Here is a 14,150-nt window from a genome sequence, read left to right as displayed (position 1 = left end):
AAAGTGTTTCTTTACAATAATTCCTTGCTTTTATTGGCTTCAATCGTTAAAATTCAGGCTCCTTGTCATCGCTGAGTTAGAGATCGGCGAATGATGTATTAATAACACTACCTTTTAGGAGTAAAAAATGTCTCTAAGTACTGAAAAAAAAGCAGCAATCGTTGCTGAATTTGGTCGCGATGCGAAAGATACTGGTTCTTCTGAAGTTCAAATCGCATTATTAACTGCACAAATCAACCACTTACAAGCTCACTTCGCTGAGCACAAAAAAGACCACCATGGTCGTCGTGGTTTATTACGTATGGTTTCTCGTCGTCGTAAACTTTTAGACTACTTAAAACGTACTGATCTTGCTTTATACCAAAGCACTATCGCTCGTTTAGGTTTACGTCGCTAATTTTTATTACGATAGTAAAAATAAAAGCCTTCGGATTGCCGAGGGCTTTTTTATTTTTTGTATATTAGAAAAATAAAAAAACGGTCAAAAATTTGACCGCTCTTTGTTAATTATTAGTTTGCAATGCCTTTATGACGAAGTAATGCGTCTAATTGAGGTTCACGTCCACGGAAGCGTTTGAATAAGACCATTGGTTCTTCAGAGCCACCGCGAGTGAGAATTTCATCCAAGAAAGATTTACCGGTAACTGGATTGAAAATTCCTTCTTCTTCAAAGCGAGAGAAGGCATCTGCAGATAACACTTCAGCCCATAAGTAGCTGTAATAACCGGCTGCGTAACCGCCCGCAAAAATATGGCTAAAGCTATGTGGTGTTCTTGCCCATTCAACGCCTTTAATTACGGCAACTTTATCTTTCACTGCTTTTAAGGTATCAAGTACTTGATTAGCTTTGCCTGGTTCAAAAGTATGATGAAGGGTAAAATCAAACAAGCCAAATTCAAGCTGACGTAACACAAACATCGCTGCTTGGTAGTTTTTCGCTTTGAGAAGTTGATTTAATTTTTCTTCTGGTAACGGTTCGTGCGTTTCAAAGTGACCAGAGATAAAATCAAGGGCTTCTTTTTCCCAACACCAGTTTTCCATAAATTGGCTTGGAAGTTCTACGGCATCCCAAGGCACCCCATTGATACCCGCAACATCTGGTACGTCAACTTTGGTGAGCATATGGTGAATTCCGTGACCAAACTCATGGAAGAGAGTCGTGACTTCATCATGGGTGAATAGTGCAGGTTTATCACCAATAGGTGCATTGAAGTTACAGGTTAAATAGGCAACAGGTTTTTGAATTGAACCGTCGGCATTGCGTTTTCTGCCGATACAATCATCCATCCATGCGCCGCCACGTTTATTTTCGCGCGCATAAAGATCGAGATAGAAACTGCCGCGTACTTCTCCCGTTTCATCAATTAAATCAAAGAAACGCACATCTTTATGCCAAGTATCTACGCCAAAACGTTCAACTGCACGAATATTAAAAATACGTTTAATTAATTCAAATAAGCCCGAAATAACGCGATCTTCAGGGAAATAAGGACGAAGTTCTTCATCATTGATCGCATATAAATGTTGTTTTTGTTTTTCAGAGTAGAAACTGATATCCCAAGGGGCAAGTTCCGTTATACCAAATTCTTTTTCACAATAAGCTTTGAGTTCCGCTAATTCTTTCTCGCCTTGTGCTTTTGAACGATCCGCAAGATTATTTAAGAAATCTAACACTTGTTGTGGATTTTCTGCCATTTTGGTCGCAAGTGAGCGTTCAGTATAGGTATTGAAACCTAATAGTTTGGCTAGTTCTACGCGTAACGTCATGATTTCTTCAATGATCGCTGTGTTATCCCATTTGCCTGCGTTTGGACCTTGATCAGAAGCGCGAGTCGCATAAGCACGATACATTTCTTCGCGTAATGCTGCATTTTCACAATAGGTCATGATAGGCAAATAACTTGGGATTTCCAACGTAAAGCGATAGCCTTTTAAGCCTTTGCTTTCAGCAGATTGTCTTGCTGCAAGTAATGCAGATTCAGGAAGACCCGCTAATTGGCTTTCATCTTCAATAACCTTTTCCCAACCCATGGTGGCATCGAGTACATTATTGCTAAATTGTGCACTTAATTCTGATAAACGTGCCACAATCTCACCATAACGCTTTTGTTTTTCTTCGGACAAACCAATACCTGAAAGCTCAAAATCACGCAGTGCATTTTCAATGGCTTTCTTTTGTGCTACTGAATAAGTGGCAAATTCAGGACTATTTTTTAAGGCTAAATAAGCGTTGTATAAGCCTTTGTGTTGGCCTACCCAGGTACTGTATTCAGAGAGTAGTGGTAAGCAGGCTTGATACGCATCACGTAATTCAGGGCTATTTTTCACGGAATTTAAATGAGAGATTGGTGACCAAGCGCGGCTTAGGCGTTCGCCTGCTTCAGAAAGCGGTTCAATAAAGTTTTCCCAAGTAAAGTGCGGTTGTTTTAAAACTTGTTCAATGGCTTGACGATTTTCTTCGATGAGTTCTTGGATTGCCGGTTGAATATGTTCTGGTTTGATTTGAGAAAACGGCGGTAAGCCTTCAATATGAAGTAATGGATTAGACATAAATATTCCTTTTGCTAACAGTTTCTTTAGTAAGTTGCGACAAATTCTATAATATCAAGGTTGAAAAATCTAAAAAATCAGTAATAATTGCGTATTACTTTTATTTAGGAATAATAATGAACGGCGTGTTATTGTTTTCTGGCTTAATCACTTTTTCGATTATAGTCGGTTTTGTTGCACTTAAATTTTTTCCAAAAAATCCTTTAATTAAAGCCATTTATATTATACTAGGCTGTATTTCTTTGGTTTTAGGCGTGATTGGTGTTTTTCTACCATTTCTGCCGACCACACCTTTTTTATTACTCACGCTTTATTCGTTTGCGCAAGGTTCTTCTCGTTTAGAACGTTGGTTCTTGGAGACGAAACTTTATCAAAAATACCTAAAATCCTTTAATGAGCGACGTTCATTAACGAAAAAAACAAAAATCTCTATTTTAACCTTTTCAACCACGATGCTTTTAATTGGTTTTTATTTTACTCCAAGTGTTGTGGGACGAACGATCATTGCGATTTTAATTGCGGTAAAATATTGGTTCTTTTTCTTTTGGATTAAAACAGAAGACGTTGAAAATGGATAATGCTTTCCTTACTTGGCTTAAAAGTGCGGTCATTTTAGGTGTCGTTTTGGGATTAAGCGGTTGTGACAAATTAAATAGCCCGAAATCTACAAATACGGTATCAGAAGAGCAACCAACACAAAGCCAGTCTATTGAACAAGAAAATACTTCAAAACCGAGTAGAACTTTACTGACTCGGGCGTTTACTCATTCTCCTTCTTTTGAGCCTTGGTTTGTGCGTTATCCTGAACAAGAAAACTTATTGCGCGATTTATATGAAGGCTTAACCGCTTATGATCAGGAAGGACGAATCGTGCCAGGTATCGCAGAAAGTTGGCAAACAAAAGACAACAAAACTTGGCTCTTTACCTTACGTGAAGGGCTTCGTTGGTCAAACGGTGAACCTTTAGTCGCTCAAGATGTGATGCTTTCTTGGCAAGCACTGTCTCAATCCAATAGTCCATTAAGATCTTATTTGGCTTATCTTAATCTAAAAAATGCGAAAGGCGTTTTAGAAAAAAATAAACCTTTTAAGAGTTTAGGCATTTATGCGGAAAATGACCGCACTTTACGCATTGAGCTTGATAAACCAACACCGTATTTGCCGGAAATGTTGGCGCATATTAGCCTCGTGCCACAATATAGCGATCCTGATTCCCCTGTGACTAATGGGGCTTATATGATCGAAAGTGAAAGTGTGAGAAGCATACACTTAGCGAAAAATCCCTATTATTGGCAGAAAAATAATGTTGCTTTTGAACGCGTAGCTTATCTACCTTTTGTTGCGCCTAAATTGGATGAATTTGATGTGGTGGTTGATGTGCCTGAAGTTCATTCAGATCTTCAGCATTTTCCGAAGCTTTGTGAGTATTTTTATGAATTTAATTTAAACGATCCTAAACTTGCTAAGGCAGATGTGCGTAAGGCGATCGCTTCGTTGGTTTCGGTTACAAATATTGTGAATAATGAGATTCCAGCGGCAATTCCAAGTTCTTATTTTTTACCGAAAGCTATGCTAAATGGACAAGATTCAAGATGGGAGCCCGTTGTTGCCGAGCAGTTATTGGCTCAAAATAAAATTGATGAAAGACATCCGCTACATTTAAATGTGCTCTATGATGATGCACCCTTGCATGTGAATATCGCGCAACGTGTAGTAGGGCAATTAACGCAGTCCGATATGTTGCGCGTGGATGCCCAACCCGTCAATTGGCAAACATTACAAATGAAACGCCAAAAGGGTGATTTCCAAGTCATTCGTTCTGGCTGGTGTGCAGACTTTAATCATCCGATGGCATTTTTGGGTTTGTTCTATTCTAAAAGCCCCGATAATAAAAATGGCTATGCTAATGCAGAATACGATCAACTTTTTGAGCAAGCACTGAAAAGCTTAAATGAAAAAGAGCGGTCAGAAATTTACTTAAAATTAAGTGAGAAGATCCAACAGGAAAACCTTGCGTTACCGCTTTTCCAATACACTACACCGGTTTATATTTCTCCAACTATTATGGGAGCGAAGAAAAATCCAGTAGGGGTTATTTATAGCAAAGATCTATGGCGAAAAGTGGAAAGCTAAAGCTGATTAAGAAAGTTGTTTATCATGCGATGAACAACTTTTTTATTAAATTTAATTAAAAGTATAAAGTAACACTATTTACTTTTTGTTTTTATCCGCTACAATACACAACAAATCAACTTAGAGGGAAATCCTGATGTTAAAAATGAATGATTTAGTTAAGCTTAGTCAGACACCAAAATCCACGGTGCTGTACTATGTGAAAGAAGGTTTGTTGCCAGAGCCGGTGAAAGATAAACCGAATTTTCATCTCTATGATGAACATTGTGTGAAGTTACTCAGCTTTATTAAATATCTACAAAGCAATTTCAATGCAACGATTTCACAAATTAAAGCACTTTTTGCACATCCTCATTTTGATTGGAATAATCCTTATGAAAGTCTTATTGGATTATTAGACATCATCATGGGTGCTGAAAATGAAGTATTTTCAGTGGAGCAACTCTCTGCAGAATTTCATCTTTCTACTCAGCAAATCGAAGAGATGGTAGCGGAAGGATTATTGAATCCTCGTGAAGGCATTTTTACAGCAAAAGAACGTGATATTTTGGCGATCTTAGCGCGTTGTGATGCAGCCGAAATGGATGTAGTGAAAGCTTATTTAGCTGCAGCAAAAATGTTAGCGGAAAAAGAGGTGAATGTGACTTTAGCGGCATTATCCAATAGCGAACAAAAAGATGAAAAATTAAAACACTTATTTGATTTATTGTTGGTGTTAAAACCTTATCTCTTGAATATGAAAACCTTTAATCTTTATCAAGCGGAGAGTGCAAAATGAAACTCTTAAAATATGCTGGCTTTTTGCCTTATTTAGCCATTGCCTTTATTAATGCCAGTGTAGATTTGGCACATAAAATTACCATTCAAAATGTATTACTGAAGAGCTTTTCAGGGGAGAGTTTGGTGGTTTTAACGGCATTAATTAATGCGATGATTTTATTACCGTTTATTTTCTTGTTTTCCCCTTCGGCATTTATCAACGATAAATTTTCTCGCACCAATGTGATCCGTTACAGCAGTTTAGCGGCTGTGGTGATCAGTGCGGGAATTTTATTGAGTTATATGACGGGCATGTTTGCGCTTTCCTTTGTACTCACATTGATTTTGGCGGCGCAAAGTGCGGTCTATTCTCCGGCCAAATATAGCATTATTAAATCGATTGTGGGTACTGAAAATATCGGTATGGCAAACGGTGTGATTCAAGCGCTCACCATTGTGGCCATTCTATTTAGTTCTTTTGCCTTTTCTTTCTTCTTTGAAGCGCATTATGTGGCATCAGATGACCCGAATGAAGTATTACAAAGTGTTTGGGTGATAGGTGTAGCATTAGTATTATTGAGTGCACTAGAAGCCTATTTTGCGTTTAAAATCCCATTCTTTAAGCAAGAAGCTGAGAATACAGATGGTCAGTTTGATATGAGAAAATACCTTTCTTTAGGGTATTTAAAAGATAACGTTCGCACATTAAAAGCAGATCAAAATATTTGGTTGAGTGTCATTGGATTAAGTCTCTTTTGGGGTGTGTCACAAATTATTGTGGCAGCGTTCCCTGCACATTATAAAGCGATGTTCAATGAAGATAATGCTGTTGTCATTCAAGCAATTTTAGCGGTAAGTGGCGTAGGACTAGTGCTTGGTTCATATCTTGCTGGACGTGCTTCTCGTTTGCATATTGAGTTAGGTATTGTGCCGCTTGGTGCATTGGGTATTTGTGCATCATTATTCTTCTTAACCCTAGCCCAAAGTGGGGTGGTATTAGCACTTTGTTCTTTTGTCTTTGGTTTCTCTGGCGGTTTATTAATCGTGCCATTAAATGCGACCATTCAGTATTTTGCACCGGAGAAAATCAGCGGCAAAATCATGGCAGGTAACAACTTTGTACAAAACGTGTTTATGGTGGTTTTTTTGCTATTAAGTATTGTTTTTGTACAACTTAATGTTTCGACTCAAGGTTTATTCTTAGTGACGTCTGCTGCATGTTTTGCTGCGAGTCTATATACCATGTCGAAAGTACCCCATTTATTTACGCGTTTATTCCTACTCTTTGCGTTAAAAGCGAATTACCGTTTTCATGTGGATGGGTTAAAAAATCTTCCACAAAGTGGTGGTGTGTTGTTATTAGGTAACCATATTAGCTGGATTGACTGGTTAGTGTTACAAGCGGCTAGCCCTCGTGCGATTAAATTTGTCATGTATCGTCCGATTTACAATAAATGGTATCTCACTTGGTTCTTCCGTATTTTTAAAGTGATCCCGATTGGTGGAGGCTCAAGCCGTGAATCTATTGAAACCATTCGTGAATATTTAGCTCGTGGTGAAGTGGTGGCGTTATTCCCAGAAGGCCATATCAGCTATAACGGTCAAATTAATGAGTTCCAAAAAGGCTTTGAGCACGTATTAAAAGATTTAGAGAATGTGACGACTGTTCCGTTCTATTTACGTGGATTATGGGGTAGCAGCTTCTCTCGTGCCGATTCTTTCTATAAGAATTTAACTAAACGCCAAGGCAAACGTGAAATTTTAGTAGCATTTGGTAAACCCATTCATGGCTTTATTGATGCGACAGCGATGAAGCAAAAAGTACTCGAACTTTCTTTCTCCGTATGGGAAAAAGTCATGAGTAAACGTAAACCACTTATGCACCATTGGTTGAATTCGGCAAAATCGAATTTATTCAAAGAAGCCGCGGTGGATGCGCAAGGCACTAAACTGAATAACCTGAAATTTATTGCTGCAGTATTGATGTTTGTGAAAACCTTGAAAGCTGCTTTAGGGAATGAAAAAAATGTTGGCGTGTTATTACCAAGTTCATCAATCGGGGCAATTATCAATATGACCTTAATGGTGATGGGCAAAGTACCGGTAAATTTAAACTACACGCTAAGCCCTGAGGTGATGGAAAAAGCGTTGAAGAAAGCCAATATTTCGCAAGTCATTACCTCTGAAAAATTCTTGGATAAGTTGAACGCAAAAGGTTTTGACTTTAGCCAAGTGGTGGCTGATAAAGCCCTCTTTATGGAAAATTTAGGGAAATCGATCACTAAAGCGAATAAAGTGCGGTCATTTTTAACGGCGTTTTTAGCGCCACAATGGTGGATTAAATTACGCTACTTTGCAGACGTAAGCTTAGAAGATAATGCCACCATCCTATTCAGTAGTGGTAGTGAAGGTGATCCGAAAGGCATTGAATTAAGCCATAAAAATTTACTGACTAACATTAAACAGATCGGTGAATTATTAAATTTCCATAAAGATGATGTGATTTTGAATTCCTTACCAATTTTCCACTCATTTGGATTAACCGTGACAACCTTATTGCCATTGTGTGAAGGCATTAAAATGGTGAGTGTGGCGGATCCAACAGATGGGGCGACAGTAGGAAAAATGTGTGCTCGACATCGGGTGAGTATTTTATTTGGGACTTCAACTTTCTTTAGATTGTATGTACGCAATAAGAAATTCCATCCGTTAATGTTACAAAACGTGCGTATGGTTATTGCGGGTGCCGAAAAATTGAAAGCAGATGTAAAAGAAGCCTTCAAACTTAAATTTGGCTTGGAAATTTACGAAGGTTATGGCGCAACTGAAACAGCACCGGTAGCCAGTGTCAATATGCCTAATTTACTTGATCCGGAAACCTTACAAGAGTTTACCTTTAATCAAGCCGGTACAGTTGGTATGCCATTACCAGGCACTATTATTAAAATTGTGGATCCGGAAAGCTTGCAGGAATTACCAGTCGGAGAAGACGGCTTGATTTTGATTGGTGGTGGACAAGTGATGAAAGGTTATTTGAATGCACCAGAAAAAACAGCAGAAGTGATTGTTGAAATTGATGGTGTGCGTTATTACAAAACCGGTGATAAAGGCCATATCGATCATAACGGCTTTATTACCATTGTGGATCGTTATTCTCGATTTGCTAAAGTCGGCGGCGAAATGATCAGCCTCGGCAGCGTGGAAGAGAAACTTTCACAAGTATTTGATGAAGAAACTCAATTTGTTGCCGTTGCCTTGAGCGATGATAAAAAAGGCGAGAGCATTGTGCTTTTAATTAAGTCTGCGCTTTCTTTAGATGAGATCAATGAACGCATTAAAGGATTAAATGTTCCGCCAATTATGCTACCAAGCCAAGTCTTCTTAGTGGATGAAATTCCAATGCTCGGAAGTGGTAAAGTGGATTTTAAAGGCGCGAAGAATCTGGCGATGAGTTTGGTTAAGTAAAGAACATCGTAATAAATAAAAGAGCGGTCAATTTGACCGCTCTTTTTTGTTATTAAATGAACCTCATTTAGGTATTTTCAGCATTTTTAACCTTACATCAACGTACCGACATATTTTAACATGACCCCAGCGGCAATAGCTGAGCCAATTACACCAGCAACGTTTGGTCCCATCGCGTGCATAAGTAGGAAGTTTTGGTTATCCGCTTCCAATCCGATTTTGTTAGAAACACGAGCAGCCATAGGAACAGCAGATACACCAGCAGAACCAATAAGCGGGTTAATTTTGTTTTTGCTGAATTTGTTCATCAATTTGGCCATTAATACACCGCTACCTGTACCGATTCCGAAAGCAATCACGCCAAGAATCAAAATGCCCAACGTTTGCGGTTGTAGGAATTTATCTGCAATCAGTTTAGAACCCACAGATAAGCCAAGTACGATGGTTACGATATTAATCAAGGCGTTTTGTGTGGTGTCGCTTAAACGTTCAACTACGCCACTTACGCGCATGAGATTACCGAAACAGAACATCCCAAGTAATGGGGCTGCATCCGGTAAGAGTAAACCAACGAGCAACAGCAAAATCACCGGAAACAAGACTTTTTCTCGATTACTCACATGGCGCATTTGCGTCATGCGGATTTTGCGTTCTTCTTCTGTAGTTAACGCTTTCATAATCGGCGGTTGAATCAACGGCACTAGTGCCATGTAGGAATAGGCTGCCACGGCAATAGCACCAAGCAATTCAGGCGCAAGTTTGCTAGTGAGATAAATCGCTGTTGGGCCATCAGCACCACCGATAATACCGATAGATGCGGCTTGAGGTAGTGTGAATTCGATAATACCGAAATAATTTAGCGCTAGTGCACCGAGTACGGTAGCGAAAATACCGAATTGAGCAGCCGCACCAAGTAGCAATGTTTTTGGATTGGCTAATAACGGACCAAAGTCTGTCATTGCCCCTACGCCCATAAAAATGACTAATGGTGCAATGCCGTAGTTGATCGCAACTTTATAGAATAATGCCAAAATACCGGCGCTATAACCCATATCTACAGATAACGCTTCTAATTGATTTATCATCGATATCGGCGCAGAATTTAGTGCTGTTTTAATTGCAGCAAGATCGGGTGAAACACCCAATTGTGAAGCGATTACGGCAATTTGTTCTGGTGAGCCGAGATGAAGCAAATTCTCCAATGCTGTCATAGCAAGACCTGCCTCAGGGATATTGGACAATAGTCCGCCGAAACCAATTGGTAGTAACAACAAAGGTTCAAATTTGCGTGAGATGGCAAGCCACAGCAACAGTAGGCTCACAGCGATCATCACTGCTTGCCCCCATTGCAGATGGAATATACCCATCCCTTTAATTAACGCAATAATACTCTCCATAGACCATTCCTTATGCTAAGGTCATCACGGTGTCACCTACGGCGACAGCATCACCGGCTTTGACACAAATGCCACGTACGGTACCAGCCTGTGCGGCTTTCACTTCGGTTTCCATTTTCATGGCTTCGAGAATGAATAATACATCGCCAGCTGCTACGGTTTGACCTTCTGTTGCAACAACTTTCCAAATATTACCTGCCATCGGAGCCGTTACCGGTGTGCCGCCCGTTGCTGGCGCTGGAGTCGTTTGTGGCACAGCTTGAGGAGCAGTAGTCGCGACATGAGAGATATCACCGCCCTCACTTACTTTCACCACAAAGGCTTTACCTTCCAATTCCACAGTATAAATAGCGGAGCCAGAAGCAGCTGGTGCAGCTTTAGAAACAGGTTTATTTTCCACCACACTTTCATTACCAGTTGGAGCGGGTTCAAAGGCTGCAGGGTTGTTGCGGTTCTCTAAGAATTTCCACGCAATTTGCGGGAAGAGCGCCACGATTAAAGCATCATCTACAGCGTTGTCTGCCAATTTCACCCCTTTCGATTTAGCTTGTTCTGAAACTTCCGCTTCAATTTTTGCCATTTCAGGTGCAATGTGATCGGCTGGACGGTCAGTTACTGGTGCCGCACCTTCTAATACTCGAGCTTGCAATGCGCTATCTACCGGTGCAGGTGTTTTACCGTATTCACCTTTTAAAATACCGGCAGTTTCTTTGGCGATAGTTTTGTAGCGTTCGCCAGTGAGAACGTTAATAACCGACTGTGTACCAACAATTTGAGAGGTTGGTGTAACGAGTGGAATGTAGCCCAAGTCTTTGCGCACGCGTGGGATTTCTTCTAATACTAAATCTAATTTATCGGATGCATTTTGTTGTTTTAGCTGGTTTTCCAAGTTGGTGAGCATACCGCCTGGCACTTGTGCCACTAAAATACGGCTATCTACACCGCGTAATTGGCCTTCAAATTTGGCATATTTTTTACGCACATTACGGAAATAGGCAGCAATTTTTTCCAAGCGAGGAATATCCAAACCGGTGTCATATTCAGTGCCTTGTAAGGTGGCGACTAGGGATTCAGTTGCAGGGTGACCATAAGTTCCAGACATAGAAGAAATTGCCGTATCAATACCATCTACACCAGCTTCAACCGCTTTTAATAGCGCCATTTCTGCCATACCAGTAGTCGAATGGCAGTGTAAATGCAATTCTACGTCGAAACGTTTTTTGATTTCACGTACTAAGTCTGCCGCCGCCATTGGATTTAAAATACCTGACATGTCTTTGATGACCAAACTGTCGATACCGATTTCAAGTAATTGTTCTGTGGTATCGAGCCAGGTTTGCATGGTATGAACTGGGCTGGTGGTATAACTTAAAGTCCCTTGAGCATGACCACCAAATTTACGTACTGCTTGCAACGCTGCTTTCATATTACGCGGGTCATTGAGCGCATCGAATACGCGGAAAACATCCATACCATTTGCTACACAACGTTCTACGAAACGTTCTACTACATCATCAGCATAGTGGCGATAGCCTAATAGGTTTTGGCCACGTAATAGCATTTGTAATGGAGTTTTTGGACAAGCTTTTTTCAATTCACGCAAACGAACCCAAGGATCTTCACCTAAAAAGCGAATACAGCTATCAAATGTTGCACCGCCCCAAGCTTCCAACGACCAATAGCCAATATCATCTAATTCATGGGCAATTGGTAGCATATCATCAAGACGCAAACGCGTTGCGAAAAGTGATTGGTGGGCATCTCGAAGCACCAGTTCTGTCATTTTTATTTTTTTAGTCATGGTAAAATCCTTATTTATTTGAACTGTTGGGTACGGCGATGGTGTGCGATAGCCGCTGCAATCACAGGACGTAACCGCTCAAAATCGTCAGTAGGTGCCGCAGAAAGTGCGGTTGAATTTTGGGAAGTTTTGGGTTCGGGTTGAGGTTCAGGAAAGAATCGGTTGATAAGTTTAGACATCAATCCAATTGCCCAAATTAAAATGAGCAAAAAGACCAATACAAAACCCATCCCTGAAAACATCAGGTTAATTCCTTCGCCTATAAGTGCAGAGGGAGTCATCATTTTTCTTCCTTATTTGTTTGAAAAAATGGACAATTTTATTCTAATCTATCTGTTTAAATAAAACTGTGATGAAGATCATAATTTGAAATATAGGCACACAATAAAAGGGGAAATGTGCGGTTGATTTTGACGATATTTTGGCGTGAGTTAAATATTATTAATGAGGTATTTTTACTGAAACATACGTTATACAAAGCGTGTAAAAATTAAAAGGACTAAGTCCTATAGTGATAGAACTTAGTCCTTGAATTAAATGAATCTCGATTTGTTGATAGAAAGGAAAATTATTCTACTTTTACAATCCAGCCTTCAGGTGCTTCCACATCACCGAATTGGATGCCGGTTAGCTCGTTGTAAAGTTTACGTGTAACAGGGCCTACTTCAGTTTCTGAATAGAACACGTGGAATTTACCTTTGTGTTGAATACCACCTACTGGCGTAATCACTGCGGCAGTACCACAAGCACCCGCTTCGGCGAATTGCTCAAGTTGATCAATATACACGTCACCTTCAATGGCTTCCATACCTAAACGTTCTTTTGCAATGTGAAGCAATGAGTATTTAGTGATACTCGGTAAAATAGAGTCAGAAGCTGGCGTGATAAATTTGTTATCTTTGGTGATACCAAAGAAGTTTGCTGCACCTACTTCTTCAATTTTTGTGTGAGTTTTAGGATCTAGGTAAATCGCGTCTGCAAATTTACGTTCTGGTGTACCTTGTTCTGCGGCTAGTTCATGAGGAAGCAAACTTGCTGCATAGTTACCACCCACTTTTACACCACCGGTTCCCATCGGAGCAGCACGGTCGTAATCAGTCGTAATGAAGTTAGATGGTGCTAAACCACCTTTGAAATATGCGCCTACTGGGCAGCAGAATACAGAGAAAATAAATTCAGGTGCGGTTTTTACACCGATATTCGCGCCAGTACCAAAGAGGAATGGACGTAAATATAATGTTGCGCCAGAGCCGTAAGGACCTAACCATTCTTGGTTTGCTTTCACTACTTCTTTACAAGCGCGGATAAATAATTCTGTTGGCACTTGTGGCATTAATAAACGATCAGAGGTGTGTTGCATACGTTTTGCATTTTGATCAGGACGGAATAAGTTGATTGAACCATCTTTACAACGATAGGCTTTTAAGCCTTCAAAGCATTGTTGACCGTAGTGAATTGCAGTTGAACCTTCGTGGATATGTAGTATATTATCAGTGGTAAGTTTCCCTTCATCCCATTTACCATCTTTCCAATGTGCGATGAAACGGTAATCTGTTTTGATATAACTAAATCCAAGATTGTTCCAGTCTAAGTCTTTCATTTTGCTTCCTTAATTTGTATAAATAATTTTATGAATGGAAATGCAGTTAATCTACACCATTACGATAACTATGAAAACCTTTAAACACAAAAATATTGTGATTTCTCAAAATTTTTATTGGATTTTTAAATTTGTGAAGTTGGTCAGGAAATAAAATTTTGCTTATGCTAAAATGCCAGGAATAAAAAAACGCCGCTCGAAACGAGCAGCGCTTAACCAGAATGGTTTAATATATACAGGAAGTAAATGAGTAACTTAATTGTTACTCCAGTTCGGAGAACCGAACTATATGCAAACACAACATCATACTTAAGTCTGAAACTCATTAACTTGTAAGGAATTACCAATCATTAAGTATGGGTGTATTGTAGGTAGAAGGTGATGGAAGGACAAATGATGTTTTTTTATTTGATGCATAAAAAAAACTAATCCGAATTAAATCTTC

At 39.7% G+C, this 14,150-nt stretch carries 10 protein-coding genes; 5 read left to right on the top strand and 5 right to left on the bottom strand.

The features are described 5' to 3' along the window. Positions 1-127: 127 nt before the first annotated feature. Positions 128-397 (top strand): 30S ribosomal protein S15, encoded by a 270-nt coding sequence (gene rpsO, locus HMPREF3279_RS03245; RefSeq protein ID WP_005628925.1) that lies wholly within the window; start codon positions 128-130, stop codon positions 395-397. Positions 398-510: 113 nt separating this feature from the next. Here the strand turns inward: rpsO and prlC are convergent, their stop codons facing one another. Continuing rightward, on the bottom strand, positions 511-2,550 hold the full coding sequence (prlC, locus tag HMPREF3279_RS03240; RefSeq protein WP_049384099.1) for an oligopeptidase A: 2,040 nt from the start codon (positions 2,548-2,550) through the stop codon (positions 511-513). Positions 2,551-2,756: 206 nt separating this feature from the next. Between prlC and HMPREF3279_RS03235 the strand changes: the two genes are divergently transcribed. The 4 genes from HMPREF3279_RS03235 to HMPREF3279_RS03220 all read left to right on the top strand — a co-directional run bounded on the left by HMPREF3279_RS03235 (position 2,757) and on the right by HMPREF3279_RS03220 (position 8,907). Further along, positions 2,757-3,128: a YbaN family protein gene (locus HMPREF3279_RS03235; protein ID WP_041918331.1), complete on the top strand. Its 372-nt coding sequence runs from the start codon at positions 2,757-2,759 to the stop codon at positions 3,126-3,128. After that, complete coding sequence (locus HMPREF3279_RS03230) at positions 3,121-4,683, top strand: peptide ABC transporter substrate-binding protein (protein ID WP_070868055.1); 1,563 nt, start codon at positions 3,121-3,123, stop codon at positions 4,681-4,683. The genes HMPREF3279_RS03235 and HMPREF3279_RS03230 overlap by 8 nt, the downstream gene beginning before the upstream one ends. A gap of 136 nt (positions 4,684-4,819) precedes the next feature. Next, the gene (locus HMPREF3279_RS03225) at positions 4,820-5,461 is read left to right on the top strand and encodes a MerR family transcriptional regulator (RefSeq protein WP_049384101.1); all 642 of its coding nucleotides are present in this window, start codon (positions 4,820-4,822) and stop codon (positions 5,459-5,461) included. Then, positions 5,458-8,907 (top strand): acyl-[ACP]--phospholipid O-acyltransferase, encoded by a 3,450-nt coding sequence (locus tag HMPREF3279_RS03220; protein WP_049384102.1) that lies wholly within the window; start codon positions 5,458-5,460, stop codon positions 8,905-8,907. Before HMPREF3279_RS03225 ends, HMPREF3279_RS03220 begins: the two co-directional genes overlap by 4 nt. Before the next feature lie 92 nt (positions 8,908-8,999). Here HMPREF3279_RS03220 and HMPREF3279_RS03215 read toward each other — a convergent pair whose 3' ends face one another. From HMPREF3279_RS03215 to HMPREF3279_RS03200, 4 genes are all read right to left on the bottom strand, one after another. After that, positions 9,000-10,304: a sodium ion-translocating decarboxylase subunit beta gene (locus HMPREF3279_RS03215; RefSeq protein WP_049384103.1), complete on the bottom strand. Its 1,305-nt coding sequence runs from the start codon at positions 10,302-10,304 to the stop codon at positions 9,000-9,002. 10 nt (positions 10,305-10,314) lie between these two features. Beyond that, positions 10,315-12,105, bottom strand: a complete 1,791-nt coding sequence (oadA, locus tag HMPREF3279_RS03210) for a sodium-extruding oxaloacetate decarboxylase subunit alpha (RefSeq protein ID WP_049384104.1) — start codon at positions 12,103-12,105, stop codon at positions 10,315-10,317. A 14-nt stretch (positions 12,106-12,119) separates the two neighbouring features. After that, positions 12,120-12,386: an oxaloacetate decarboxylase subunit gamma gene (locus HMPREF3279_RS03205; RefSeq protein ID WP_049366163.1), complete on the bottom strand. Its 267-nt coding sequence runs from the start codon at positions 12,384-12,386 to the stop codon at positions 12,120-12,122. 287 nt (positions 12,387-12,673) lie between these two features. Continuing rightward, positions 12,674-13,705: a branched-chain amino acid aminotransferase gene (locus HMPREF3279_RS03200; RefSeq protein ID WP_049384105.1), complete on the bottom strand. Its 1,032-nt coding sequence runs from the start codon at positions 13,703-13,705 to the stop codon at positions 12,674-12,676. Positions 13,706-14,150 lie beyond the last annotated feature (445 nt).

It is taken from the genome of Haemophilus sp. HMSC71H05 (assembly GCF_001838635.1).
Taxonomy (GTDB): Bacteria; Pseudomonadota; Gammaproteobacteria; order Enterobacterales; family Pasteurellaceae; genus Haemophilus_D; species Haemophilus_D parainfluenzae_R.
This window is presented reverse-complemented; position numbering and strand designations above follow the sequence as displayed.

Excerpts from the sequence above, each read along its gene's own strand:
- rpsO (WP_005628925.1), top strand. The coding sequence starts at position 128 with ATGTCTCTAAGTACTGAAAAAAAAGCAGCAATCGTTGCTGAATTTGGT.
- prlC (WP_049384099.1), bottom strand. The coding sequence starts at position 2,550 with ATGTCTAATCCATTACTTCATATTGAAGGCTTACCGCCGTTTTCTCAA.
- HMPREF3279_RS03230 (WP_070868055.1), top strand. The coding sequence starts at position 3,121 with ATGGATAATGCTTTCCTTACTTGGCTTAAAAGTGCGGTCATTTTAGGT.
- HMPREF3279_RS03225 (WP_049384101.1), top strand. The coding sequence starts at position 4,820 with ATGTTAAAAATGAATGATTTAGTTAAGCTTAGTCAGACACCAAAATCC.
- HMPREF3279_RS03220 (WP_049384102.1), top strand. The coding sequence starts at position 5,458 with ATGAAACTCTTAAAATATGCTGGCTTTTTGCCTTATTTAGCCATTGCC.
- HMPREF3279_RS03215 (WP_049384103.1), bottom strand. The coding sequence starts at position 10,304 with ATGGAGAGTATTATTGCGTTAATTAAAGGGATGGGTATATTCCATCTG.
- oadA (WP_049384104.1), bottom strand. The coding sequence starts at position 12,105 with ATGACTAAAAAAATAAAAATGACAGAACTGGTGCTTCGAGATGCCCAC.
- HMPREF3279_RS03205 (WP_049366163.1), bottom strand. The coding sequence starts at position 12,386 with ATGACTCCCTCTGCACTTATAGGCGAAGGAATTAACCTGATGTTTTCA.
- HMPREF3279_RS03200 (WP_049384105.1), bottom strand. The coding sequence starts at position 13,705 with ATGAAAGACTTAGACTGGAACAATCTTGGATTTAGTTATATCAAAACA.